Annotated in this window: 26 protein-coding genes; 10 read left to right on the plus strand and 16 right to left on the minus strand. The window is 62.7% G+C overall.

Annotated elements, in window-relative coordinates:
• The first annotated feature begins 21 nt into the window (after window positions 1-21).
• Complete coding sequence (locus NKJ88_RS20835; RefSeq protein ID WP_023751666.1) at window positions 22-942, plus strand: diacylglycerol/lipid kinase family protein; 921 nt, start codon at window positions 22-24, stop codon at window positions 940-942.
• Between the two features lie 26 nt (window positions 943-968).
• Here NKJ88_RS20835 and NKJ88_RS20840 read toward each other — a convergent pair whose 3' ends face one another.
• On the minus strand, window positions 969-1,196 hold the full coding sequence (locus NKJ88_RS20840; protein WP_023735212.1) for a hypothetical protein: 228 nt from the start codon (window positions 1,194-1,196) through the stop codon (window positions 969-971).
• Window positions 1,197-1,353: 157 nt separating this feature from the next.
• On the opposite strand from NKJ88_RS20840, the gene NKJ88_RS20845 reads away from it, so the two are divergent.
• Window positions 1,354-2,886 (plus strand): sensor histidine kinase, encoded by a 1,533-nt coding sequence (locus tag NKJ88_RS20845; RefSeq protein WP_023751665.1) that lies wholly within the window; start codon window positions 1,354-1,356, stop codon window positions 2,884-2,886.
• A gap of 58 nt (window positions 2,887-2,944) precedes the next feature.
• Here the strand turns inward: NKJ88_RS20845 and NKJ88_RS20850 are convergent, their stop codons facing one another.
• From NKJ88_RS20850 to NKJ88_RS20860, 3 genes are all read right to left on the minus strand, one after another.
• Window positions 2,945-3,406 (minus strand): hypothetical protein, encoded by a 462-nt coding sequence (locus tag NKJ88_RS20850; RefSeq protein ID WP_023706299.1) that lies wholly within the window; start codon window positions 3,404-3,406, stop codon window positions 2,945-2,947.
• Between the two features lie 11 nt (window positions 3,407-3,417).
• Window positions 3,418-3,744: an ElaB/YgaM/YqjD family protein gene (locus NKJ88_RS20855; protein WP_023670092.1), complete on the minus strand. Its 327-nt coding sequence runs from the start codon at window positions 3,742-3,744 to the stop codon at window positions 3,418-3,420.
• Between the two features lie 124 nt (window positions 3,745-3,868).
• A complete protein-coding gene (locus NKJ88_RS20860; RefSeq protein WP_023670093.1) occupies window positions 3,869-4,630 on the minus strand; it encodes a Crp/Fnr family transcriptional regulator in 762 nt (253 codons plus the stop codon).
• 339 nt (window positions 4,631-4,969) lie between these two features.
• Here NKJ88_RS20860 and NKJ88_RS20865 point away from each other — a divergent pair, with 339 nt between their 5' ends.
• A complete protein-coding gene (locus tag NKJ88_RS20865; RefSeq protein ID WP_050485906.1) occupies window positions 4,970-5,287 on the plus strand; it encodes a response regulator in 318 nt (105 codons plus the stop codon).
• Between the two features lie 56 nt (window positions 5,288-5,343).
• Here the strand turns inward: NKJ88_RS20865 and NKJ88_RS20870 are convergent, their stop codons facing one another.
• The gene (locus NKJ88_RS20870; RefSeq protein WP_023670095.1) at window positions 5,344-5,895 is read right to left on the minus strand and encodes a sigma-70 family RNA polymerase sigma factor; all 552 of its coding nucleotides are present in this window, start codon (window positions 5,893-5,895) and stop codon (window positions 5,344-5,346) included.
• A 3-nt stretch (window positions 5,896-5,898) separates the two neighbouring features.
• The gene (locus NKJ88_RS20875) at window positions 5,899-6,102 is read right to left on the minus strand and encodes a NepR family anti-sigma factor (RefSeq protein WP_023670096.1); all 204 of its coding nucleotides are present in this window, start codon (window positions 6,100-6,102) and stop codon (window positions 5,899-5,901) included.
• 212 nt (window positions 6,103-6,314) lie between these two features.
• Between NKJ88_RS20875 and NKJ88_RS20880 the strand changes: the two genes are divergently transcribed.
• The 6 genes from NKJ88_RS20880 (at window position 6,315) to NKJ88_RS20905 (ending at window position 9,777) form a co-directional block, all read left to right on the plus strand.
• Window positions 6,315-7,109 (plus strand): response regulator, encoded by a 795-nt coding sequence (locus NKJ88_RS20880; protein WP_023670097.1) that lies wholly within the window; start codon window positions 6,315-6,317, stop codon window positions 7,107-7,109.
• Between the two features lie 220 nt (window positions 7,110-7,329).
• Window positions 7,330-7,497 (plus strand): DUF1328 domain-containing protein, encoded by a 168-nt coding sequence (locus tag NKJ88_RS20885; RefSeq protein ID WP_023670098.1) that lies wholly within the window; start codon window positions 7,330-7,332, stop codon window positions 7,495-7,497.
• 163 nt (window positions 7,498-7,660) lie between these two features.
• Window positions 7,661-8,695, plus strand: coding sequence for a sensor histidine kinase (locus tag NKJ88_RS20890; RefSeq protein ID WP_023670099.1), 1,035 nt, complete (start codon window positions 7,661-7,663; stop codon window positions 8,693-8,695).
• Between the two features lie 128 nt (window positions 8,696-8,823).
• Complete coding sequence (locus NKJ88_RS20895) at window positions 8,824-8,982, plus strand: hypothetical protein (RefSeq protein WP_023706297.1); 159 nt, start codon at window positions 8,824-8,826, stop codon at window positions 8,980-8,982.
• A gap of 142 nt (window positions 8,983-9,124) precedes the next feature.
• Window positions 9,125-9,451, plus strand: coding sequence for a hypothetical protein (locus NKJ88_RS20900; RefSeq protein WP_023670101.1), 327 nt, complete (start codon window positions 9,125-9,127; stop codon window positions 9,449-9,451).
• 83 nt (window positions 9,452-9,534) lie between these two features.
• A complete protein-coding gene (locus NKJ88_RS20905; protein WP_023683965.1) occupies window positions 9,535-9,777 on the plus strand; it encodes a YMGG-like glycine zipper-containing protein in 243 nt (80 codons plus the stop codon).
• 39 nt (window positions 9,778-9,816) lie between these two features.
• Here NKJ88_RS20905 and NKJ88_RS20910 read toward each other — a convergent pair whose 3' ends face one another.
• From NKJ88_RS20910 to xylF, 4 genes are all read right to left on the minus strand, one after another.
• Window positions 9,817-11,463, minus strand: a complete 1,647-nt coding sequence (locus NKJ88_RS20910) for a CHASE domain-containing protein (protein WP_023670103.1) — start codon at window positions 11,461-11,463, stop codon at window positions 9,817-9,819.
• Between the two features lie 156 nt (window positions 11,464-11,619).
• The gene (locus NKJ88_RS20915; protein ID WP_023824993.1) at window positions 11,620-12,417 is read right to left on the minus strand and encodes an ATP-binding cassette domain-containing protein; all 798 of its coding nucleotides are present in this window, start codon (window positions 12,415-12,417) and stop codon (window positions 11,620-11,622) included.
• A gap of 12 nt (window positions 12,418-12,429) precedes the next feature.
• A complete protein-coding gene (locus NKJ88_RS20920; RefSeq protein WP_023683967.1) occupies window positions 12,430-13,746 on the minus strand; it encodes a sugar ABC transporter permease in 1,317 nt (438 codons plus the stop codon).
• A gap of 144 nt (window positions 13,747-13,890) precedes the next feature.
• Window positions 13,891-14,931 (minus strand): D-xylose ABC transporter substrate-binding protein, encoded by a 1,041-nt coding sequence (gene xylF, locus NKJ88_RS20925; RefSeq protein ID WP_023683968.1) that lies wholly within the window; start codon window positions 14,929-14,931, stop codon window positions 13,891-13,893.
• A gap of 266 nt (window positions 14,932-15,197) precedes the next feature.
• On the opposite strand from xylF, the gene NKJ88_RS20930 reads away from it, so the two are divergent.
• Window positions 15,198-16,433 (plus strand): ROK family protein, encoded by a 1,236-nt coding sequence (locus NKJ88_RS20930; protein ID WP_023683969.1) that lies wholly within the window; start codon window positions 15,198-15,200, stop codon window positions 16,431-16,433.
• A 30-nt stretch (window positions 16,434-16,463) separates the two neighbouring features.
• Here the strand turns inward: NKJ88_RS20930 and phoB are convergent, their stop codons facing one another.
• From phoB to NKJ88_RS20960, 6 genes are all read right to left on the minus strand, one after another.
• Window positions 16,464-17,153 carry a phosphate regulon transcriptional regulator PhoB gene (gene phoB / locus NKJ88_RS20935; protein WP_031193203.1) on the minus strand — a complete coding sequence of 230 codons (690 nt, stop codon included), beginning with the start codon at window positions 17,151-17,153 and terminating at the stop codon, window positions 16,464-16,466.
• A gap of 16 nt (window positions 17,154-17,169) precedes the next feature.
• Window positions 17,170-17,874 carry a phosphate signaling complex protein PhoU gene (gene phoU, locus NKJ88_RS20940; RefSeq protein WP_023670109.1) on the minus strand — a complete coding sequence of 235 codons (705 nt, stop codon included), beginning with the start codon at window positions 17,872-17,874 and terminating at the stop codon, window positions 17,170-17,172.
• A 41-nt stretch (window positions 17,875-17,915) separates the two neighbouring features.
• On the minus strand, window positions 17,916-18,740 hold the full coding sequence (gene pstB / locus NKJ88_RS20945; RefSeq protein ID WP_023670110.1) for a phosphate ABC transporter ATP-binding protein PstB: 825 nt from the start codon (window positions 18,738-18,740) through the stop codon (window positions 17,916-17,918).
• Window positions 18,741-18,757: 17 nt separating this feature from the next.
• The gene (pstA, locus tag NKJ88_RS20950) at window positions 18,758-20,074 is read right to left on the minus strand and encodes a phosphate ABC transporter permease PstA (protein ID WP_023734647.1); all 1,317 of its coding nucleotides are present in this window, start codon (window positions 20,072-20,074) and stop codon (window positions 18,758-18,760) included.
• Complete coding sequence (pstC, locus tag NKJ88_RS20955) at window positions 20,071-21,531, minus strand: phosphate ABC transporter permease subunit PstC (protein ID WP_352445261.1); 1,461 nt, start codon at window positions 21,529-21,531, stop codon at window positions 20,071-20,073. Before pstC ends, pstA begins: the two co-directional genes overlap by 4 nt.
• Window positions 21,532-21,627: 96 nt before the next feature.
• Window positions 21,628-22,656 carry a substrate-binding domain-containing protein gene (locus NKJ88_RS20960; protein ID WP_352445262.1) on the minus strand — a complete coding sequence of 343 codons (1,029 nt, stop codon included), beginning with the start codon at window positions 22,654-22,656 and terminating at the stop codon, window positions 21,628-21,630.
• Between the last annotated feature and the right edge of the window lie 326 nt (window positions 22,657-22,982).

The following is a 22,982-nucleotide window of genomic DNA, read 5'->3' on the forward strand; positions in this document are numbered from 1 at the left end:
AAAAAGAATACGGAGCGGGGCATGCGATTTGCAGCGGTGCTGAACCGGGACGGCGGCACCTTGCGGACCACCGATCTTTCCGCGCTAACAGACCGCATGCGCCAGACGCTCGAGGCGGCTGGTCACTCCGTCGATATCGACATCGTCGCCGGCAAGGAGATTGTCGCGGCGCTCGACAAGGTCGCCGCGCGGCGCGACATCGACGTCGTGCTGGCCGGTGGCGGCGACGGCACCATTTCGGCCGCCGCGGGGCGGCTGATGAATGACAAGAAGGCGCTGGCCGTCCTGCCTGCAGGAACCATGAACCTGTTCGCCCGCGGCCTTGGAATTCCGCAGACCATCGATGGCGCGCTGAAGTCCTTTGCCGACGGCGAGATCATGGCGGTCGATATCGCGAGCGCGAATGGCCGGCCGTTCGTGCATCAGTTCTCGATCGGCCTGCACGCCAGGATGGTGAAGCTGCGCGACAATATGGAATTCGCCTCGCGCCTGGGAAAGATTCGCGCTTCGGCCAAGGCCGCTTGGACGACGATCAACAATCCTCCAGCCATGAAGGTGACATTGACGGTCGGCGAAGCCGAAATCGTGACCCGCATCAGCGGCATCGGCATTTCCAACAATCTGTTTGGCGAAGGCCATCTGCCTTATGCCGACAATCCTGCCGGCGGCGTGCTCGGCATCTATGTAACCGTGGCGCGGCAGCGTGGCGAGCTGGTCAGGGCGCTCTTCGACATGGCTCGAGGCAGGTGGCGCGACAGCGATCATGTCGAAACTCATCAGGCCGACAAGGCAATCGTGACGATCCATACCGGGAGCAAGAAATTCGGCGCCGTCATCGACGGCGAACTGGTCAAGCTGGAGCGCGAAACGACAATCCAGATCCACCCTGGCGCACTGAACGTCCTGGTTCCGGCGCAAGCCGCCCAGGCGAAGGCCGCCTGATGCGATTACGAATGACGCGGAAAACCCTAGCCGCCCGACTGCCCCTCGCCGGCTGGCGCGCTCTGGTTGGCCGGCGCGCTCTGGCCGGTGGGCTGCCCCTGGCTTTCAGGGGTATCTGGATCGATCTTTTGGCCATAAATCTCGGCCGCTCCCCAAGCAATGAAAGCCAGGAGCAACCCGGCGACCAATATGCGCAGGCCGTGCCAACCCCAGCGCCCCTGACGGGCTTTGTTTTCAGGGGCGATCTTGGTCATTGGCGGCGTTCCTGTCGCGCAACCGGGATGGTGGATAAAACCATCGCCAGCGAAGCATGGTGGGGTAACGATTGCTTGCTACAAAAGTTCCGGCGCGCGACGACGGCCGCGCGAGATGCGCGCCACCGCAGGTGGGGCCTGCAAGAGAGGGGGCTTGGTGGATAGCAAGGTGGCGAAGCAGGCTGGTTTGCCGGTTGAGGTCCGCCGCGCCGTGGCGGCGCCGGAGCGGCTTGCCGTACTGCATAGGCTTGACGCGATCGACACCGACTCCGATCCCGACTTCGATCGCATCACCGGCCTTGCCGCAGCCGTGATGCAGGCGCCGATCGCGCTCGTCACGCTGCTCGACACCGAACGACAGTGGTTCAAATCCTGTGTCGGCTTCGACGAGACCGAAACCGCGACCGACATATCGTTCTGCGCCCATACCATTGCCGCCGGCGACGAGCCCATGGTGGTGCCGGATGCCAGCATCGACCCTCGCTTCTCCCGCAACCCGCTGGTCACCGGCGAACACCATGTCCGCTTTTATGTCGGCGCGCCGATGGTGGTCGCCGGCGCGCGCGTCGGCACGGTGTGCGTGCTCGACCGGGAGCCGCATGAATTTCCGTCCGCTGCCGCGCTCGATCATTTGAAATCGCTGGCCAGCCTCGCCGCCAGCCTGTTTACCCTCAAGGACGCCACCCGCAGCGGCGCCATTGCCACGGCTGCTTTGGCGCAGGAGGAAAAGCGCCGAGCCATAGCGCTCGATGCCGCCTCGCTCGCCAGTTGGGCCTGGGATATCCGCACCGACATGATCGAATGCGACGTGCGTTTGTCGGAGCTGTTCAACCTGCCGCGTTCGAACCGGCTGCGGGCGCGCGACATTTTGGCCGCCATCGACCCGCGCGACGTCTACCAGACCGAGACGCGCTTTCGCGATGCCCTGACCGGCAGCGACGACTATTTCGGCGAATACCGGGTCAAAGGCTTCGATCCGCCGCGCTGGATAGTCACCCGCGGCCGCGTCATCGAGCGCGACGGCGAAGGCAAGCCGACGCTTATCTTTGGCGTCAACTACGACATCTCGGAACGCAAGCTCGGCGAGGACCGGCAAAGGCTGCTGCTGCGCGAGCTCAACCATCGGGTCAAGAACACGCTGGCGACCGTGCAGGCGCTGGCCACACAGACCGTTCGCCACGCTCGCCGCCCAAGCGAATTCCTGGAAGCCTTCGGCGCCAGGCTGCAGGCGCTGGGCGCTGCCCATAACCTGCTGTCGGATCGCGAATGGCGCGGCATCGGTATTCGCGAACTGATGCAGATCGAGGTGAAGCCGTTCGATTCGGCAGAACGGCCGCGCATCGTGATCTCCGGTCCGGAGCTGCTGCTTTCGCCCGACCAGGCGGTGGGGCTCGGCCTGATCATGCACGAACTGGCCAGCAACGCGCTGCAATACGGATCGCTGTCGGTTGGCTCGGGGAAGGTCGATGTCGACTGGAAGGCGGCGGGCAAGAAAGGCGCGCGCCGCCTTGTGCTGACCTGGAGCGAAAGCGGCGGGCCGAAAGTCGACCCGCCGGAACGCCAGGGCTTCGGCTCTATCCTGATCCGCCGCAGCCTCGCCAAGGTTTTATCGAGCGAAGTGACCCACGAATTCCGCAGCGAAGGCGTGTTCGCCGAAATATCGATGCCGCTTGAAGATCTGCCGGCTTAAAGCAATTTCAGAAGTGCGAAGCGGTTTTCCCGGGAACAGCGTATCAGCGCGACGCGCTTTAGTCGGCTTCGCTGTCTGGATCGCCCGGATCCGGTTTGACGTTCTCGCGGTAGATGGCATAGGCCGCGAGCGCGATCATCGGGCCGAGAATGACGCCCTTCCCGCCTTTCCCCTTGAGCAAGGCCGGCAGCACGGCAAGCGCCGCGGTGATACCGAGCGCCTTCAGGTCGGCATTGCGCCTTCGCGCACGTCGGCGCGCACGCGTTCCGGCCGCAAGTTGATGAATGAGCACGATAAGCCCGGCCGTTACCAGGAAACCGGCCGCGAAGCCGAGACAGGCGGCCATCGAGCCGTAACGGTCAGCCGCCCAGATGTAGGCCGCCCCCAGGAGAAACCCGAGGCCGCACAGGGCAGCCACGGCGGCGAGCCCATAGACGATTGCCGCCGTGCGCGCGCGGCGCATGGCGGCAATGGCTTCACCCGAGGCCAAGGCCGAGATAAGCGGTGCCAGCATGCCCATCTCTGTCGAAACTAGCGCCGGGCAAGAAGCGCAAACAGGAAGCCGACGCCGGCCGCGATCGCCAGTGAAGTTACCGGCTTCTCGCGCACATTGGCCGTGATCTGGGCCTCAAGATCCTTGGCGTTGCCACGCAGGCTGTCGAAGACGGCTTCGCCCTGCGCGCGCAACTGGTCGACGCCTTCGGCAGCAGCGCGCCGCGCCGTGCCGTAACCATGTTCGCCGGTCTTGGCCAATTGCTTGGTCAATTTTTCGATATCCGCCTTCAACTGCCGAATGTCGGCCTCGAGGTCGGCGTTCGTCTGACTTTCGTTGGCGGTTTTTCCTGCGGCAGTTGCCATTCTAAACTCCTTGCGTTTGCTTGGCTTCAAACGCCCGACACACATCATGGTTCCGAAATCGGAGACCGTATCCATGAAAGGGTGTTTGCAAGTGCGAGTCCAGCCCCAGATGGAGGCCTGCCTGTCAGATCAGCGGCCGACGGCCTTCGCTTAGGCCCTCCCAGCGCGCGAGATCCTTCAGCCCCTCCCCGTCGATCACTTCGCAACCGCCGTCGCGCCAAGCGATCAGCTTGCGATCGATGAGCTTGCGGATCGTCTTGTTGGTGTGGACCAGCGACAGGCCGAGCGTATCGGCGACATGCTGCTGGGTAATCGGGATTTGCACCGGCGCCTTGCCGTTGAGCCCGACTGCCGCCGCGCGGCTGGCGATGAAGGCAATGAGATAGGCGGTGCGCTCGACCGCCGTGCGCCGACCGACGCTGAGCAGGTTCTCGTCCAGCATGCGCTCCTCGCGCGACGCCAGCCAGGTAATGTCGTAAGCAAGGCCCGGATGGTTGCGGTAGAGCTCGTGCAGGTTTTCACGCTCGAAGACGCACAACAGCATGGGCGACAGCGCCTCGACCGAGTGCTGCATTTCGCCCATCAGGCTGCCCTGCAGCCCGATAAGATCGCCGGGCATGGAGTAGTTCAGGATCTGGCGCCTGCCGTCCGACAATAGTTTGTAGCGGAAGGCCCAGCCCGAAAGCACGGTGTAGAGATGAGCACTTTGGCTGCCTTCGACCAGCACTGTGGCGCCCTTGTCGACGGCCAGTTCGCCCTTCTTGAACATGCTGACATAGGCAAGCTCCTGCTTCTCGAATTCCCGGAACACCGGCAATGGCCGAAGCGGGCAGATCTCGCATGGGTACTGACGGCTGGAAAACGAACGACCATTCTGGCCAGACATTTCGATCCCTCTTTCGAAAGTCTCTTGCCAGAGACTGAGTGCTACGCCTTTGCAAGGCCGCGGTTCCGCTGCCGATGGCATGTCTTTTTTAAATGACAGGATGGCAAATAGCGATCATGACTCGCTACACTCCACTGAGGCGAATTCGAAGCTCGCTTGTGGAGTAGAGCCGGTGGGCGAACTTTTCGGATTAAGGCCTGACCGATCCCCCAAGGTCCACGATGCGGTTGACTGGAGTCACGGTACCCGATGCTGCAAGAATTGAGGAGAGATTGCCAAGTGCCGCCATTGCTTGAGGGATTGCGAATTCTTGTCTTGGAGGATGAATTCCTGATCGCCATGGATGTCGAGCAGCTTTGCCGCGACCATGGCGCGAACGACGTAGTGATTGCCCGCGCTCTGGCCGAGATCGATGAGCAGAAGGTCGTTGGCGAGTTCGACGCCGCTATCGTGGACCTCATGCTGGGCGGAACGTCCACACTCGATTTCGCCGCGCGGCTGCGCCAATCGGGCCTGCCGTTTGTCTTTGCCTCCGGCTATTCGGACCCCGATGAGATCAAAGGGTCTTTTCCCGGCATCCGCCTGGTCACCAAGCCCTATTCGGGGACCGATCTCGTCGAGGCTCTGGCGGCGGCCTGCGGCCGCGCGCCAGTCTGAGATATCTTCGATGCGTATGTGTAGAGAGCCCAGGCCCGCAAACGGGGCCTCCGCCGTCAGGCAGCGTTTGAACCCGTCACCTGGGACGAGATCGCGTCCGGCCCGTATTCGTCTTCGCCGGAGATTTTGAGGATCTCCTGCAACCGCGTGCGGGCCCGGCTGACCCGGCTCTTGATCGTTCCGACCGCACAGCCGCAGATTTCGGCGGCCTCTTCATAGGAAAAGCCTGAAGCGCCGATGAGGATGATGGCTTCGCGCTGGTCCTCGGGGAGTTGCTCGAGCGCGCCGCGGAAATCCTTGAGGTCAAGCTGGCCGTGCTGAGCCGGATGAACGGCAAGCCTGGCCGTCATGATGCCGTCGCTGTCCTGCACCTCGCGGCCGCGCTTGCGCATCTGGGAATAGAACTCGTTGCGCAGGATGGTGAACAGCCATGCCTTGAGATTGGTGCCGGGCTGAAAGCTCTCATGCTTGTCCCAAGCCTTGACCAGCGTCTCCTGCACGAGATCGTCGGCCTTGTCGGCATTCTGCGTCAGCGACACGGCAAAAGCCCGCAGGCTCGGGATCGAGCCGAGCAGGTCGGTCTTGAACCCTTGTGAGACAGCTGCCATGCCTCAGTCCTTCTTCTGTGCGGGTTCGGCCTTTTCCAGTTGGCTGAGCAACTGGGCAAAGCGATCCGGCACATTGTCCGAGACCAGCTCGTCATAATACTGTTTGAGTTTACGGCCAATTTCCGAATTCGCCCCGAGCGGGTCGCCGGAATTGGCCCGGCGCCTGTCAGCGGCGCCAGCCAGCGTTTCTTTATTCATGTCCTTCATTTCGCCCTTAAATCCAGCGCCCCGAGCCGCCCCATTACACAACGCAAAGCGGCCCCCTCGTCTGGTTGCCCATCGCACCACAAACGTCGCCCGTGCAGTTTCGTTCCACAAGTGTCGGAACTTTTTCGCAAAACCCGCGTTTGGGTGTTGGGGCTTGCAATCAGCTTGACCTGTAATCTATGCAATCACGTCATCTGAGGGAGACGTCTACCATGAGCCTTTCCGCAACCATCGCTCCGCACCTGCCGTTCCTGCGCCGCTTTTCACGCGCCGTATCCGGATCGCAGGAGAGTGGCGATGCGCTGGTCGCCGCGATGCTCGAAGCCATCATCGCCGACGTCGACATCTTCCCGCAAGCGTCAAGCGACCGCATCGCGCTCTACAAGGTATTCGCCAAACTGTTCACCTCCATTGCCATCCGCGTTCCGCAGGAGCAGGCGCAATCGGCATGGGAGCAGCGCGCCGCCGCCAATCTGAACGCCATTGCGCCACGGCCACGCCAGGCTTTCCTGCTGGTCGCGGTCGAAGGCTTCGGTGAAGACGAGGCAGCTGAAATTCTCGATGTCGACGCCAAGGAATTCTCCGAACTGCTTGCCCAGGCGAGCAACGAGATCTCTCGCCAGGTGGCGACCGATGTGCTGATCATCGAGGACGAGCCGCTGATCGCCATGGACATCGAGGAAATGGTCGAGAGCCTCGGCCACCACGTGGTCGGAACCGCGCGCACCCATACCGAGGCGGTGGCGATGTTCGGCAAGACAAGGCCGAAGATGGTGCTGGCCGACATTCAGCTTGCCGATGGCAGCTCGGGTATCGATGCGGTCAACGAAATCCTGTCGTCGACTTCGGTGCCGGTAATCTTCATCACCGCCTTCCCCGAACGTCTGCTGACCGGCGAGCGGCCTGAACCGGCCTTCCTCGTCACCAAGCCGTTCAATCCCGACATGGTCAAGGCGCTGATCAGCCAAGCGCTGTTCTTCGACCGGCAGGCCAAGGCCGCCGCGTGAAGTAGGGCCTTCAATCTCCAACTTTTCGCCGCCTCGCAGCGTTGGCGGCACTGGCGATCGCCTAACCCGGCGATCGGCGGCTGCCCGTCGCGCCGTATCGCGCTCACGCGCGCGAATCAATTCGCGTCCGGGCCTCTTCCAAAGACCTTCTTTTTCGGCAAATGGTGGAACAAACAGCAATCACTCACGTTCTTGATCCAGTATCGGAAGGAGACAGATCATGCTCTACTGGGCGCTCGTATTTCTCGTCGTGGCGATCATCGCCGGCGCGCTTGGTTTCGGCGGCATCGCCGGTACCTCGGCCGGTATCGCGCAAATATTGTTCTTCATCTTTCTCGCCTTCCTCGTCATCTCGCTTCTGGCCGGCCTGTTCAGACGGGCATCGTAGGAGCGGGCGAAGAACACTGGAAGCCGCACCCCTCAAACGGTTTCCAGCCACCGCCGGGCGATGTCCTCCAACGGGACATCGTCCGGCGGACCTTTTCTGGGGACCTACTCAGGAACTGAGTCCAAGTGAATCGTTCGGTCCTGATCAGGTGGACAGGTGATTGATGCGTTCCATTGGCGGAGGCGAGAGCGGACAGGGCGACGAGGTGATCGCACTGCACCCGGCTGAAAGCGGAATGCAGCTTGGCCGGGCCTTGCTTCACGCTCTGCACAATGCCGGCATTTCCGTCCTCTATCAGGATCGTGAATTGAAGACTGTATGGGCCCGCAACATGCGTGCGCCGTGGGTTTCCGACACAGCCGACAGCAACGGCGCGTTGCCACCGGCGCAAGCTGAGCAAATCGCCGCCGCCAAAAGCAATGTGATCGCTTCCGGCAATCCGGAACGCCTTGAACTGAGTGTTCCCACCGGTGATGGCATGCGCTGGTTCCAGGTATGGGTCGATGCCGATCGGGGCCATCGCGGCGACGTGCAGGGCGTCGTCACCACGATGGTGGAAACCACCGAGCAGAAACGCCGCGAACAGACGCTGAAGACGCTGTTGCGCGAAGTCAGCCACCGCTCCAAGAACCTGTTGGCCATCATCCAGAGTATTGCCACCCAGACCGGCCGCTATTCCGAGACACCCGACGATTTCCTGAAGCGCTTTCGCGGCCGCCTGCAGTCACTGGCTTCCTCCCAGGATCTGGTAACGTCGTCGAACTGGCGGGGTGCAGCACTTCGCGAGCTTATCCGCGGCCAGGTCGTTCGCTACGGCGCCGATCCCGCGCAGAGCCTGCGCTTCAATGGCGTCAACCCCTACCTCAATCCCAACGCCGCCATTCATATCGGACTGGCAATGCACGAACTCGCCGTCAATTCATTCAGCTACGGCGCCCTGGCGCGGCCGGACGGCTTTGTCGAGGTAACTGCCGATCTGTCGAACGTCGCAGAGGCCGCCGACAAGCCGGCTTTGTCGCTGACCTGGGTCGAGGCCATTGTCGCCAATGATAACAGACGCACCGAGAAACGCTTCGGCAGCGTTGCCCTCGAACGTGTCGTGCCGGCATCGCTGAACGGCACGGCGACGCTGGAGATCACCAGTGACCGCCTCGAATATCGCCTGGTGGTTCCGCACGGCAATTTCGAAACCGAATGAGCGGCGGGATTCCTTAACCGGCTGTTCACCATAAAATCCGATGCTGTGGTTCCCAGAGATTGCTGGATCTTGACCGATTCAACCGATGTTCGGCCGCGGCCTGCAACGCAAGTATGGGAGGAATGATCATGACGGTGGCCGATATGAACAGGCTGGAGCAGGCCGCGCGGGTCTCGATGAGCGGCTTTCAGGATCCTGATGCTTCAGCCTCGCCTTTGCAGCACGCCTGGCACCCCTTGCTTCGCTTCGCCGCTGTTGTGCTGATCGTGGCGTCGCAATTGGCCTGAGCCAGATGCTCAGGTTCACGCTGCTCCCAAGCAGCCTGGCTCAGAAGCTGTCCAGCTCGTAGCCGACCAATTATTAACGCCCCTTTCGGCACAGGAACTTTGACGGCTGTGGACCGTTCTTATGGCGAGAGGACGTATCGCCGTGGAACACATCGCCGCTTTGCTTTTGGTAATTGGCTGTTCGAACAACATGACCGAATGTCGTGAACTGCCGGTGCCGGTCAGTGTTTTCGAAACCGCCGAAGCATGCACGGCAGAACGTCCATTCGCTGCCGGCGACGTGCAGGGTCAGGCCGAGCACGTCGTTGCCAAATGTCTTACGGTCGACCCCGCGCTGGAGGATGATTACGACCAGATCGTCTGGAACGTGCGCCCGGACGGCACCCTCGACGCGTCTTTGCAGATTTCCAGTGTCGTGGTCGCGTCGAACGCCACGCGCCGCGAAAAAGACTCTCTTAGCCAACAATAAGATCGAGCGGGCAAAGGCTGCTGTTTCGTGCTAAATAGCGGCTGGAGCTTACTAAAGTGAGGACAAAAGTGAGGAGAGATTCTATGCGGAAATTGATTATTGCCATGGTTACGGTGGTCGCCGTCAGCGGCTGCAGCACGACCGAGCAGGATGTCGGTGTCGGCGCCGGTGTCGGTGCTTTGGCCGGCGGACTGATCGGCGGCGGCAAGGGTGCGCTGATCGGCGCAGCCGTTGGCGCCGGTTCCGGCCTGCTGGTGCGCAACCTGCGCAACGGCTATTGCCAGTATCGCGACAATCGCGGCCGGCTCTACACCGCTCGCTGCTGATCCGCTTCAAAAGCGTCAGACAATCGCGACGGAGACCGGTCAGCCGGTCTCCGTTTGTTTGACTGCATCAGGCTGCGGGATCCTGATTTCCACCGTAAGCCCATCGATGCGAAAATCTCGGGCAATCGTGCCGCGCAATTCGCGCGTGACATTGAGGTCGATCAGCTTGGTGCCGAAGCCGGTCTTCGCCGGCGCTTCGAGTTCCTTCTGCCCGGCCTCGCGCCAGTTCAGAACCAGCATCCGCTCGGACCCGCGCCCCTCGAACGACCAGTCGACCTTGAGCGCACCCACGGAATTGCCGGCCTCGCCATATTTCAGCGCATTCGTCGCCAGTTCGTGAAAGGTCAGGCCAAGCGCCTGCGTCGTCCTCTCGTCGAGCAGCACCTGAGGCCCTGACAATATCCCTTCCGGAAGCTCCTTGCCGAACACCTGGCCGAGCTCGATGCGCAGCAGGTCGCCAAGATCGGCCTTCTGCCAGCGCGAACGCGTCAGCATATCCTGGGAAGCCGCCATTGCCTGGAGGCGGGCTGAGAAGGAAGTTGAGAACTCCTTCACGTCGGTTGCTTGCGCTGCCGTCTGGCGCGCAATCGCCAGCACCCGCGTGATCGAATTCTTGATCCGATGCTTCATCTCCTGCAGCATCAAATCCTTTTCGAGCAGGCTTTTTTCCGTCGTTTCATGCAGCAGCGACTTGGCGTCGTAGGCGCGCTCCTGGTAGCGCGCCACCAACGCGATGGCCCCGGCCAGAAGCAGGCCGAACAGCCCGAGCATGACCGGAATGGCGCGCGAGGACGGTTGCGAAAATGCACTTGTCGGCCGAAACAGCACCGTCCACGGCCGACCGGCGACGATGATCTTGCGCGTCACCAACAGCCTGTCGCCAAAGCTCGCAACCGGCGGCGTTTCCGACTGGAACAGAAGATTGTCGGCGTCGGCCGTGCCGTCATAGACCGCGGTGTTGACCGGCAGCAAAGGCGTGCGGCTGAGCGCGGTCTGGAACAGGTCGCGGGCGCGGAAGGCCGCGTAGAGAAGGCCTGATGTCGATGATCTGGACGCATTGATACCATCCGGCGCGGTTTCGACATTGAGCCTGACGAAGACCAGGAAACCGGTAAAGGTCTGCGCCGCGCCAGTGTCCTGGCCGAGCTGGACCAGACCGCTTGCGTGCTGTGCGTCATCGGCCATCGCTTTTTCGATCGCCTCGCGCCGCACCGGCTCGGTGAACATGTCGTAGCCGATGGTGGATTCGTTGGCAGGGTCGAGCGGCTCGAACAGCACGACGGGCGTGCGCCATGGCTGTGTCGTGTCCGGATAGACCGTGTGGGCGGCGCCGCGGTCGCGCAACATGTCGCGCTCGACCGCCGCTTCGTCACCGGTCTTGGCCAGCCTGAGATAGCCGATGCCGCGCAGGCCGGCGAAATTGTTATCGACATCGAGGGCGCTGAAGAAGGCCTTGAATTCGCTACCTGAAATCTCGCCATTGCGGGCGTCGAACAGCGCCTGCGTCGAGCGCAGCAGTGACAGATGCAGATCGATACGGCTTTCGATGCGGTTGAGCGCGTCGTCGGCCGTCGCCTCGAACTTGATGCGCGCCGCTTCCTGGGTCGCGAAATAGGCGAAGCCCGCCATCGTCAGGCTGATCAGTGCAACGGCAATGAAGGCAAGGATCGGGAAAAACTTCTTCAACGCAGGCCCATGGACGGTTCGGGACCTTTATGGGCAAGTCGCCGCGGCAAGACAATGGCGCGGCCAAGCCATAATGACAGCTGGCATATCATGCATATTTAGCCGGCTTATCGATCTCGAGCATCAGTGAACATGACAGCTGACGATAGCGTGGTCTCAGGCCGCGATCTTCAGCGCACCCGGACCGGGAATGGCGCCGGGCGGGCACTTTCCCAGGATGATCATGCCGAGCACTTCGTCCTGCGTCACATCGGTGGTGAGCGCGGTGCCGACGACCTGGCCGTTCTTCATTACGCAGACCCGGTCGGCAAGCTCGAACACGTCGTGAATGTCGTGGCTGATCAGGAAAATGCCGATGCCGTCGGCCTTGAGCTGCTTTACCAGTTCGCCGACCTGCGCCGTCTCCTGCGGCCCAAGCGCGGCCGTCGGTTCGTCCATGATCAGGATGCGGGCGTTGAACAGGATGGCGCGTGCGATCGCCACCGACTGGCGCTGGCCGCCCGATAGCTTGATCACGGGCTCCTTGAAGCGCTGGAAGCGCGGATTGAGCCGGCCCATCACCTTGCGCGCCTCGGCCTCCATGGCGACATCGTCGAGTGTCCCCCACGCGGTCATCAGTTCGCGGCCGAGGAAGAGGTTGGCGGCAGCGTCGACATTGTCGGCCAGCGCAAGCGTCTGGTAGATCGTTTCGATGCCGTATTTCTTGGCGTCGCGCGGATTGGAGATCGAGGCCTCCTGGCCGTTGACCAAGATCTGGCCGGCATCGCGCTTGTAGGCGCCCGACAGGATCTTGATCAGCGTCGACTTACCGGCGCCGTTGTGGCCAAGCAGCGCCACCACTTCGCCCGGGAAAAGATCGATGGACGCATCGTCGACGGCGCGAATGCCACCGAACGCGATCGAGATGTTGCGCACGTCGATCAGTGGCGTACCGGTGGGAGCAGTTTTTTCCATAATCGTTCCTCCCTAGACGCGCTTGCGGTAGACGGTGTCGAGCCAGACGGCGATGACCAGGACAGCGCCAACGACAATGCTCTGCAGCGGCGAGTCGATGCCGAGCAGCACCATGCCGGATTGCAGCGACTGCATCAGTAGCGCGCCGAGCATGGCGCCCATCACCGTTCCGGCGCCGCCCGCGAGCGACGTGCCGCCGATGACAGCGGCCGCGATCACCAAAAGCTCGTCCAGTGTGCCCAGCGCATTGGTTGACGCATTGAGACGGGCCGACGAGATCGCCGCGCTGATTGCAGCCAGCACACCCATGATCATGAACACCTTCATGGTCACCCAGCGCGTGTTGATGCCGGCGAGTTCCGCTGCCTCCGGATTGCCCCCGATGGCGAAGACATAGCGGCCGAAACGCGTGCGCTTGGTGATGAACGTCATGATGATGCCGACAATCACCGCCATTAGCACCGGTATGGCGATGCCATGCGCGATGAACAGCCCGCCTTCGGGAACGGTGATGCCGTTCTGCTGTGCGTACTGGCGCACGATGCCGATCGGCCATGGATAGGAATTGGCGATCCACACGGCGCCGAGGATGGCCGCGCAAGTGACCACGCCAAGCAAGGTCTCGGCCCAGACGGGGCGCAGTGGAAAGCTGAAGCGCTTGCGCTGTGAGCGACCGTTGAGCAGCGCGAAGGCGACCGCCGCGCAGGCGACGATGCCGACGATCCAGCTGGCAGCGGCGCCAATCGAGCCGCGTGGTCCGCCGCCCATCAGCTGGAAGGTGGCGTCGAGTGGCGCGACCGTGCGCCCGCTGGTGATGAGCCATGCCATGCCACGCCAGACCAGCAGGCCACCAAGCGTCACGATGAAGGCCGGAACCTGCATATAGGCGATGATGAAGCCCTGGAACGCGCCGATCAGCAGACCAAGCACCACGCCGGCGGCAAGCGCGACGACCCAGAGCCAGGGGTTTCCAAGCTGGAAGCCGATGACGCGAATCAGGAATTCGGCCTGTGCCACGCCCATGATCATGCCGATCACGCCTTCGACGGAGCCCACCGAAAGGTCGATGTTGCGCATGACGATGACCAGTACCATGCCGGTCGCCATGATCGCGACCGAGGACGTCTGCACCGACAGGTTCCAAAGATTGCGCGGCGTCAGGAAAAGCCCACCCGACAGGATATGTATGCCGACCCAGATGACCAGCAGCGCGCCGACCATGCCGAGCATGCGCGTGTCGAGCTCGGTCGCTTTCAGGAACCGGGCGACCGCGCCGAGTTCAGACGCTCGTGCCGTATCGGCCTGCGGATTTGAGGTCGTGTCGGTCATGATGTCCTCCAGCGGCTTGCCGTCTGGCGCGGATGCCGGACCACAGCCTAGAAGTTTGCCGCCGATGGCGGAAACACACAATTCTCGTAGAGAAAACGCCGCGGCTTGACAGCCGCGGCGCCTCATTTCTTCAAGTCGTCGAGATCAGTTGCAAGCCGCGACGCTGCCGGCGGCGACGCCTGTGCAGACTTCGTCCTTCTTGATCCAGCCGGCGTCGATGACGACGTTGAGGTTGTCCTTGGTGATCGCGACGGGGGTCAGGAACAGCGACTTGACGGTGTTGCCGCCAGGCGTGGTGAAGTCCTTGGCGCCGGCAATGTCGCCCGTCTTCTTGCCATCGGCAAGCTGCGAGGCGATCTCGGCGGCGTTCTTGCCGAGTTCGCGCGCGTCTTTCCACACCGACACCGTCTGCGTGCCGAGCGCGATGCGGTTCAGGGCGGCATGGTCGCCGTCCTGGCCCGAGACCGGAACCGTTCCGGCAAGGCCCTGCGCCGTCAGCGCGGCGACAACGCCGCCGGCGGTGCCGTCATTGGCCGCAACCACGGCATCGACCTTGTTGTCATTGGCGGTCAGGAACTGTTCCATGTTCTTCTGGGCGTTGGCCGGCAGCCAGCCATCGGTATAGGCCTCGCCGACATTCTTGATCTTGCCCGAGTCGATGGCTTCCTTGAGCACTTCCATCGAGCCCGAGAACAGGAAATCGGCATTCGGATCCGAGCCCGAGCCCTTGATGAAGACATAGTTGCCTTCGGGCTTCGCCTTGAACACTTCGCGGGCCTGCATGCGGCCGACTTCCTTGTTGTCGAAGGTCAGGTAGAAGACGTCCTTGTTCTCGATCAGGCGATCATAGCCGACGACCGGAATGCCTTCGTCCAGCGCCTTCTGCACCGCCGGGCCGATGGCCGAGGCGTCCTGCGCCAGGATGATCAGCGAGTTGGCGCCCTGCGAGATCAGGCTTTCGACGTCGGTCAGCTGCTTGCCGGGATTGGACTGCGCGTCGGCCGAAATGTACTTGTCGCCGGCGGCTTCGATCGCCGTTTTCATCGCCGCCTCGTCGGTCTTCCAGCGCTCTTCCTGGAAGTTCGACCACGACACGCCGATGACCTTGTCCTTCGCCTGCGCGACCGACATCAGCGCCAGCGACATGGCGACACCCGCCAGCATGGCGGCTGCAAATCTGTTCATTATAACCCTCCCTGCGCCGCCCACGGCGCGACAAAACCGGCCCGAAGGCCTGCACAAAGAGGCTCCATTTTTTCGAGCCTCGAAAAAATACTGGTTCAATGATAAGGCACTGTCAACATCGATTATGATGGATTCTGATGGCGTTGCCGAATTTTTTCGAGCTCCGCAATAAACAATGACAGGGCTGCCGGCGTCTGCCAATATTTGGCTGGTGCCGTCGAACGCCTTCACTATCATGAGGCGCGAGGAGGCCGGGAGGAAAACAAATGTCGGTTGGGATCCGCCACGACGATCTGCGCCGTCGCAACCGTGCGATGGTGATTTCGGCCGTGCGCCGGGCCGGCCAGCCGTCGCGGACCGAGATTGCGGCGACCACCGGCCTCAGCCATTCGACGATATCGGCAATCTCGTCTGATCTAATTCAAGAAGGCATCCTGATTGAAGGCAAGCCTGGCGAGACCGGCTCGCTGAAACGCGGCCGGCCGCAGGTCGGCCTTGGCCTCAACCCGGAAGCGGCGGCGGTCATGACCGTGGTGCTGTCGCTGAACTTCCTCTCCGTCACCGTCATCGACTATGCCGGCCAGGTGGTCGCGGAAGAACAGCGCCGGCTCGACACGCTGACCATGCCGCGCGACGAGCTGATCGGCGAATGCGTAGCAATCGTCGGGCGGCGTCTCGCGGACCCGGACCTCGATGTCCAGAGCATCGCCCGCATTGCCATGGGCATCCAGGGCATCACCGATTCGCAGGCGCGGGCCATGCTGTGGTCGCCAATCACGCCACTGACCGACATTGCCTTCGCCGACATGTTGGAAGCGGAATTCGGCATTCCTGCCACCATGGAGAACGACTGCAATATGATGGCGGTGGCCCTGCAATGGCGCCAGCCCGAGCGCTACCGCGACAATTTCATCGCGATCCTCTTGTCGCACGGCATCGGCATGGGGCTGGTGCTGAAAGGCGAACTGTTCACCGGCACCCATTCCTCCGGCGGCGAGTTCGGCCACATGATCCACCGTCCGGGCGGCGCGCTCTGCCGCTGCGGGCGGCGCGGCTGCGTCGAGGCCTATGCCGGAAACTACGCCATCTGGCGCAGCGCCAAAATGATGAGCGAAGATGCCGAGCCGGTCGATATCGGCGACGCTGATATGCGCGCACTCGCCGCGCGCGCCCGCGAAACCGATGGCCCGGAGCGCGAAGCCTATCGCAAGGCCGGTGAGGCGCTCGGCTTCGGCCTCGGCAGCCTGTTTGCGCTGATCGACCCGGCGCCTGTCGCCATGGTTGGCGTCAGCGCCGCCGCCTTCGACCTGATCGAGCCGGCATTGCGCGAAGCGATCGCCCAGACCGCCGGCGGCCAGCACTCGAAATCGATCTCCTTCGACACCGAGCCCAACGAGCTGCCGCTGATCCGCGAAGGCTGTGCCATGCGCGCGCTCGGCTTCGTCGATCAGGAGATTTTCGCGCCGGGCATTCAGGCCAAATCCGGCAAGCATGTCGCCTGAATGGCCGGCAACGGCGCGACGCGCAGCATCCTAGTCTTCCCTGATCGCGTAGCCGGCGCCGCGAATGGTACGGATGACATCCGGCATGCGGCCGTTGTTGACCGCTTTGCGTAAGCGCCCGACATGGACGTCGACGGTTCGCTCGTCGATGTAGATCGTCTCGCCCCAGACATTGTCGAGCAGCTGGCTGCGCGAGAACACGCGGCCGGGATGGCGCATCATGAATTCGAGCAGCCGGAACTCGGTCGGTCCGAGCCTGATCTCGCTCTTCTTGCGGTAGACACGGTGCGACTCGCGGTCGAGCACGATGTCGCCGACCTTGAGCACGCTGGACAGCACTTCCGGCTTGGCCCGGCGCAGCAGCGCCTTCACGCGCGCCATGAACTCCGGCGTCGAGAATGGCTTGACCAGATAGTCGTCGGCACCGGTGGACAGGCCGCGCACGCGATCGCTTTCCTCACCGCGCGCGGTCAGCATGATGATCGGCAGCCGCTCGGTTTCGGGCCGCACTCTAAGCCGCCGGCAGAGCTCGATGCCGGAAACAGCGGGCACCATCCAGTCGAGCACCAGGAGATCGGGCACGTTTTCCTGCAGGCGGATCTCGGCCTCGTCGCCGCGTGTCACCACCTCGACGTGATAGCCTTCGGATTCGAGGTTGTAGCGGAGGAGCACGCCTAGCGGCTCCTCGTCCTCCACGACCATGATGCGTGGCGCGATCATAGGCAGTTCACCCTCATCAGGCCGGCGTGGCCATCGCCGTCTCGTCCTGCTTCGGACGATTGGCGGGCAATTGCTGGCCGGTCAGCACATAATACGCATTTTCGGCGATGTTGGTGACATGATCGCCGATGCGCTCAAGATTCTTGGCGCAGAACAAGAGATGCGTGCAGGCGGTGATGTTGCGAGGGTCTTCCATCATGTAGGTCAAGAGCTCACGAAACACGGACGTGTATTTGACGTCGATGCGCTCGTCGTCATTCCTGAGTTTTGCAAGAGCTGCCGCATCGGTGGCGGCATATTCCTCGACGACGCCTTGCACCTGGATCAGCACCAGCTGCGCCATGGCATCGATGGAGTGCGAGAGGTCGCGCGGCGTGACGCTCAAGCCCACGGTGCCGACGCGTTTGGCGATGTTCTTGGCGAGATCGCCGATGCGCTCGAGGTCGCCGGCCATGCGGATCGAGCCGACCACGGCGCGCAGATCGTTGGCCATCGGCTGGCGCTTGGCGATCAGCGTGATGGCGCGGTCGTCCAGTTCGCGCTGGCGCGCATCCATGATGGCGTCGTCGGAAACGACACGCTGTGCCAGCGCATTGTCCGAATTGAGCAGCGCCCTGGTCGAGCCGCTGACCATCGAGCCTGCCAGATCGCCCATGTCGCGGATCAGCTTGCTGATCTGCCCGAGCTCTTCATCGAAGGAGGCGACGGTATGTTCACCCATGATCTTGGTCCTCGTGCCTGAAAATTCACCCGCCGGACGGCTCAGCCGAAGCGGCCGGTAATGTAGTCCTGGGTGCGCTTGTCGTCGGGGTTGGTGAACATCTTGTCGGTGGCGCCCTCCTCGACGAGATAGCCGAGATGGAACATCGCCGTGCGCTGCGACACGCGCGCCGCCTGCTGCATCGAGTGGGTGACGATGACGATCGTGTAGTTCTGGCGCAGTTCGTCGATCAGCTCCTCGACACGGGCGGTGGCGATCGGATCGAGCGCCGAGCAGGGCTCGTCCATCAGGATCACCTCCGGCGACACGGCGATGGCGCGCGCGATGCACAGGCGCTGCTGCTGGCCGCCGGACAGGCCGGTGCCGGGCTCCTGCAGGCGGTCCTTGACCTCGTTCCAGATCGCCGCCTTCTTCAGGCTCTGCTCGACGATCTGGTCCATGTCGGACTTGCGCTTGGCCAGCCCATGGATGCGCGGGCCGTAGGCGACGTTCTCGTAGATCGACTTCGGGAACGGGTTGGGTTTCTGGAACACCATGCCGACGCGGGCGCGCAGTTCGACGACATCGATGTTCTTGTCGTAGATGTCGTCTTCATCGAGCGTGATCTTGCCGGTCACCCGCGCCGAATCGATGGTGTCGTTCATGCGGTTGAGGCAGCGCAGGAAGGTCGACTTGCCGCAGCCGGACGGGCCGATCAGCGCCGTCACCTGGTTCTGGCGGACGTCGAGATTGACGTCGAACAACGCCTGCTTCTCGCCATAGAACACGCCGACCTTGTCGCCGCGCATCTTGATGACTTCGTTCGACTTGGCGTTCATTTTGTCGCCCACTGCATTCTCAAGGGACTGTTCGGTCATGATGTTCATACCAAATTGCCTTTTTTCTACCAGCGCCGCTCGAACCGGCGCCGGAGCACGATCGCGGTGATGTTCATGGCCATGAGGAAGACGAGCAGGATGATGATGGCGCCGGACATGCGCTCGACAAAAGCGCGCTCAGCCTCGTTTGCCCACATATAGATCTGAACCGGCAGCGCGGTCGCCGGATCGAAAGGCGTCGTCGGATAATCGGCGACGAAAGCGACCATGCCGATCAAGAGCAGCGGTGCTGTCTCGCCGAGCGCACGCGCCAGGCCGATGATGGTGCCGGTAAGGATGCCTGGGGCGGCAAGCGGCAGGATGTGATGGAACACCATCTGCATCTTGGAGGCGCCGAGACCTAGGGCCGCCGAGCGGATCGACGGCGGCACCGCGGCAAGGGCGGCGCGCGTGGCGATGATTATGGTCGGCAATGTCATCAAGGTCAGCACCAGGCCGCCGACGAAGGAAGCCGAGCGCGGCATGCCGAGGAAGTTGATGAACACGGCAAGGCCAAGCAGACCGAAGACGATCGACGGCACCGCCGCGAGATTGTTGATGTTGACTTCGATCAGGTCCGTAAAGCGGTTCTTCTTGGCGAACTCCTCCAGATAGATGGAGGCGGCGACGCCGATCGGCAGCGCCAGCAACAGCACGATCACCATCATGTAGAACGAACCGATGATGGCCACGCCCATGCCCGACGTCTCGGGCCGGCTGGAGGCGCCATAGCTGAACAGGCCGGTGTTGAAATGCTCGGCCATCACGCCGTCGGCTTTAAGCTTGTTCATCCAGTCGATCTGCTGGTTGGACACCTTGCGGCGCGCTTCATCGACGCCGAGGTCGATCTGACCCTTGAAGGCCGAGTCGAGGTTCGCGGCAGCCAGGATGTCGACGTCACGCGTCCTGCCGATCACCGACGGATCGGCGGAGACGATGTCGCGCAGCTGGACGCGGGCGCCTTCCGACAGGAAGCCCTTGAGCTTCAGCATCATCGGCCTGTTGGCCGGATCGATGCCGAGCTTGGCCACCAGCGCGTTTTCGGCGAGCTTGGGATAGTTCGCCTTGATCAGCACGGTAGGGTCGGTGGCGCGCTTGCCGGAGGGATCGATCACCTTCTCGTCGAAGGTGACCGGCAGCGTCACCGTCGTCTGCCAGAAGGCGGTGTAGCCTTTCGAGACGATGGTGATCAGCATGATGGCCAGGAACGCCAGGCCCACCGAGATCGCAATCACGCCATAGATGCGGAACCGGCGTTCGGCGGCATAGCGCGCCTTCAGCCCGATGTCGCGGCGCGGACGCGCGACGGCACCCGCCATCGTGTCCAGGGGGATGTCGGTCATTCGTACTGCTCCCGGTACTTGCGCACGATGTAGAGGGCGACGATGTTCATCACCAGCGTCAGCGCGAACAGCGTCAGGCCTAGCGCGAAGGCGACCAGCGTCTGCGGCGAGTTGAACTCGAGATCGCCGGTCAGCTGGTTGACAATCTTGACGGTGATGGTCGTCATCGCCTCGAACGGATTGGCCGTCAGATTGGCGGCGACGCCCGCCGCCAGCACGACGATCATCGTCTCGCCGATGGCGCGCGACGCCGTCAACAGGATGGCGCCGACGATGCCGGGCAGTGCCGCCGGCAGGATCACCCGCTTGATCGTCTCGGAGCGCGTGGCACCGAGGCCGAGCGAGCCGTCACGCATTGCGCGCGGCACCGCGGTGATGATGTCGTCGGACAAAGAGGACACGACCGGGATCAGCATGACGCCCATCACCAGACCGGCGGTGAAGATACTCTGGCCCTGGATGAAGGGCGAGCCGCCGGTGAGTGCCGCCGACAGGTCGCGCAAGAACGGTCCGAGCGTGACAACGGCGAAGATGCCGTAGACGATGGTCGGAATGCCGGCCAGCAGTTCCAACGCCGGCTTGACCACCGAGCGCACACCGCGCGAGGCATATTCGGACATGTAGACCGCCGACATCAGCCCGACCGGCACTGCCACCAGAAGGGCGACGGCGGCGATGTAGAGCGTGCCGGCAAGAAGCGGGATCAGGCCGAACTGACCCTGGCTGCCGCCGGAACCGGCGGCGGCGAAACGCGGATCCCACACCGTGCCGAAGAAGAAGCTCATCGGCGACACGCTCTCGAAGAAGGTGATGGTCTGGAACAGCATCGACAGCACGATGCCGACCGTGGTCAGGATGGCGATGGTCGAGGCCGCAAGCAGCCCCCACAGCATCAGCTTCTCGACGTTGTTGCGCGCCCTGGCGCGCGGCGCGATCTGCCTCAGCGCATAGAAGGCGCCGGCGATCGACAGAGCGAAGGTCAGCACGGCGCCGAACAGGCCGAGCCGGTCCTGGACCTGGTTCGCCTCGACCGCGATCGGGATCATATAGTCCTGGGTGTCGCTGGCCAGTGCCACGCCCTTGGCGGCGAGCAGCGGCTGCAATTCGGCGAAAGTAGCGGGAAGTGCGGTATCGCCATCGAGCCGACGCAGGCCCTTGGCCAGGCTCTTCACCAGGCTGGCGTCGAGCGCTTCGCTGGCGACCTTTGTGTCGGCGGTGCGCTCGGGCAAAGCGGCATGGATATGCCGGTCGAGATAGAAGGAAGAGCCGATATCCCAGACGGCGAGCAAAAGGACGGCAGGCAGGACCGCGAGCAGAAAGGCCCACCAGCCATGATAATGCGCGCGCGAATGCGGCTTGACCTTGCCGGTATCCAGCGCCGCGGCGCGCTGGCGGCCGACCACAAAAGCGACCACGCCTATGGCAATGACTATGGCGAGTACGAGCAAGGACGACATAACCCACCCCAGGGAAAATTCAGATCGCCGCCGCCGTTGCGGCAAGCGGCGAAATCAGGGCGCGGAGTTCATCCGCGCCCCTGATCCGTCCGTTGATTACATTGTCTTTCCGGCGGCGAAGGCGTCGCGCTGGCCCTGACGTTCGGCGTCGGGAGCGGAAACCAGGCCGTACTGGGCGAGCGGGCTTTCCGGGCCGATCATCTGGTCATCAAGGAAGAACTCGACATATTCCTTGAGGCCGGGAACGACGCCCAGATGCGCCTTCTTGACGTAGAAGAACAACGGCCGCGACACGGGGTACGTGCCATCGGCGATGGTCTGCGTCGAAGGCACGATGCCTTCCACGGTAGCGACCTTCAGCTTGTCGGCATTGTTCTCGTAGAAGGCGAGGCCGAACACGCCAACGCCGCTCTTGTTGGAGTCGATGCGGGCCAGCGTCTCGGTGTAGTCGCCGTCAATGTCGACAGCCTTGCCGTCCTTGCGGATGGCGATGCAGGTCTTGCCGATTTCCTTGTCGTCGGCGATGCCGGCAGCCTTCAAAGCGGCCTTGTCGCAGCCGGCGTCGAGCAGCTTGGTCTCGAACACTTCACGGGTGCCGTGCTTCTCACCCGGGATATAGGCGGCGATATCCCAGTCGGGCAGCTTCGGATTGACCTGGTTCCACTTGGTGTTCGGGTTGTCGACCAGCTTGCCGTCGACCACCAGCTTGGCGGCGAGCGCCTTGTAAATGTCGGCGGGAACCAGCGCCCAGTCCGGACCCTTGATGTCGGTGGCAAAGACGATGCCGTCATAGCCGATGCGGACTTCCTGGACGTCCTTGACGCCGGCGTCGGCGCAGGACTTCAGCTCGTCCTTCTTGATCGGGCGCGAGGAGTTGGCGATGTCGATCGTGTCTTCGCCGACGCCCTTGCAGAACTCCTTGATGCCGGCGCCGCTGCCGCCGGACTCGACCACCGGGGTCTTGAAGTTGGTGAAGGTTTCGCCGAACTGCTCGGCGACGATCTTGGCGTAAGGCAGCACGGTCGACGAACCGGCGACCTGGATCTGGTCACGCGCAGCGGCGACACCGGACGATACGGCGAACGCTACCGCCACGGCCGATGCCGTAACGAGGAATTTCTTCATGTGGCCTGCTCCTGTTCGGAAGATGGTCTCTTGGCGCCCTCTTCAAACCGGCGCCCGCTGAGGCCAATAGCCTTCGATTATTACAGTCGCATGACAGTTTCGTGTCAGCCCGGTAACGTCGCACAGACGCCTCGTGAGCCGCAGCCTTTAAGCCGGTTTGTGGGGATGGAAGTTGCCGCTGGAATCAGACGCTTGCGCGATTCGTGCTGGCACCAAGTCCCGGCACATCGCAGGCCGCGATGCCGAGAAAGAAAAACCGGACGGGAGCGCGTTGCCCGTGGCCAGAGCGAATCTTGGCCAAGCCATCGCCAAAAACAGGTCCGTTG

Origin of the sequence: Mesorhizobium sp. M0016, assembly GCF_040324035.1 — a bacterium.
Lineage (GTDB): Bacteria > Pseudomonadota > Alphaproteobacteria > Rhizobiales > Rhizobiaceae > Mesorhizobium.

What these genes read in the sequence shown, in the direction of transcription:
- NKJ88_RS20835 (WP_023751666.1), top strand. Translation starts at nt 22, where the DNA reads ATGCGATTTGCAGCGGTGCTGAACCGGGACGGCGGCACCTTGCGGACC.
- NKJ88_RS20840 (WP_023735212.1), bottom strand. Translation starts at nt 1,196, where the DNA reads ATGACCAAGATCGCCCCTGAAAACAAAGCCCGTCAGGGGCGCTGGGGT.
- NKJ88_RS20850 (WP_023706299.1), bottom strand. Translation starts at nt 3,406, where the DNA reads ATGGGCATGCTGGCACCGCTTATCTCGGCCTTGGCCTCGGGTGAAGCC.
- NKJ88_RS20855 (WP_023670092.1), bottom strand. Translation starts at nt 3,744, where the DNA reads ATGGCAACTGCCGCAGGAAAAACCGCCAACGAAAGTCAGACGAACGCC.
- NKJ88_RS20860 (WP_023670093.1), bottom strand. Translation starts at nt 4,630, where the DNA reads ATGTCTGGCCAGAATGGTCGTTCGTTTTCCAGCCGTCAGTACCCATGC.
- NKJ88_RS20865 (WP_050485906.1), top strand. Translation starts at nt 4,970, where the DNA reads ATGGATGTCGAGCAGCTTTGCCGCGACCATGGCGCGAACGACGTAGTG.
- NKJ88_RS20870 (WP_023670095.1), bottom strand. Translation starts at nt 5,895, where the DNA reads ATGGCAGCTGTCTCACAAGGGTTCAAGACCGACCTGCTCGGCTCGATC.
- NKJ88_RS20875 (WP_023670096.1), bottom strand. Translation starts at nt 6,102, where the DNA reads ATGAAGGACATGAATAAAGAAACGCTGGCTGGCGCCGCTGACAGGCGC.
- NKJ88_RS20880 (WP_023670097.1), top strand. Translation starts at nt 6,315, where the DNA reads ATGAGCCTTTCCGCAACCATCGCTCCGCACCTGCCGTTCCTGCGCCGC.
- NKJ88_RS20885 (WP_023670098.1), top strand. Translation starts at nt 7,330, where the DNA reads ATGCTCTACTGGGCGCTCGTATTTCTCGTCGTGGCGATCATCGCCGGC.
- NKJ88_RS20890 (WP_023670099.1), top strand. Translation starts at nt 7,661, where the DNA reads ATGCGTTCCATTGGCGGAGGCGAGAGCGGACAGGGCGACGAGGTGATC.
- NKJ88_RS20895 (WP_023706297.1), top strand. Translation starts at nt 8,824, where the DNA reads ATGACGGTGGCCGATATGAACAGGCTGGAGCAGGCCGCGCGGGTCTCG.
- NKJ88_RS20905 (WP_023683965.1), top strand. Translation starts at nt 9,535, where the DNA reads ATGCGGAAATTGATTATTGCCATGGTTACGGTGGTCGCCGTCAGCGGC.
- NKJ88_RS20915 (WP_023824993.1), bottom strand. Translation starts at nt 12,417, where the DNA reads ATGGAAAAAACTGCTCCCACCGGTACGCCACTGATCGACGTGCGCAAC.
- NKJ88_RS20920 (WP_023683967.1), bottom strand. Translation starts at nt 13,746, where the DNA reads ATGACCGACACGACCTCAAATCCGCAGGCCGATACGGCACGAGCGTCT.
- xylF (WP_023683968.1), bottom strand. Translation starts at nt 14,931, where the DNA reads ATGAACAGATTTGCAGCCGCCATGCTGGCGGGTGTCGCCATGTCGCTG.
- NKJ88_RS20930 (WP_023683969.1), top strand. Translation starts at nt 15,198, where the DNA reads ATGTCGGTTGGGATCCGCCACGACGATCTGCGCCGTCGCAACCGTGCG.
- phoB (WP_031193203.1), bottom strand. Translation starts at nt 17,153, where the DNA reads ATGATCGCGCCACGCATCATGGTCGTGGAGGACGAGGAGCCGCTAGGC.
- phoU (WP_023670109.1), bottom strand. Translation starts at nt 17,874, where the DNA reads ATGGGTGAACATACCGTCGCCTCCTTCGATGAAGAGCTCGGGCAGATC.
- pstB (WP_023670110.1), bottom strand. Translation starts at nt 18,740, where the DNA reads ATGAACATCATGACCGAACAGTCCCTTGAGAATGCAGTGGGCGACAAA.
- pstA (WP_023734647.1), bottom strand. Translation starts at nt 20,074, where the DNA reads ATGACCGACATCCCCCTGGACACGATGGCGGGTGCCGTCGCGCGTCCG.
- pstC (WP_352445261.1), bottom strand. Translation starts at nt 21,531, where the DNA reads ATGTCGTCCTTGCTCGTACTCGCCATAGTCATTGCCATAGGCGTGGTC.
- NKJ88_RS20960 (WP_352445262.1), bottom strand. Translation starts at nt 22,656, where the DNA reads ATGAAGAAATTCCTCGTTACGGCATCGGCCGTGGCGGTAGCGTTCGCC.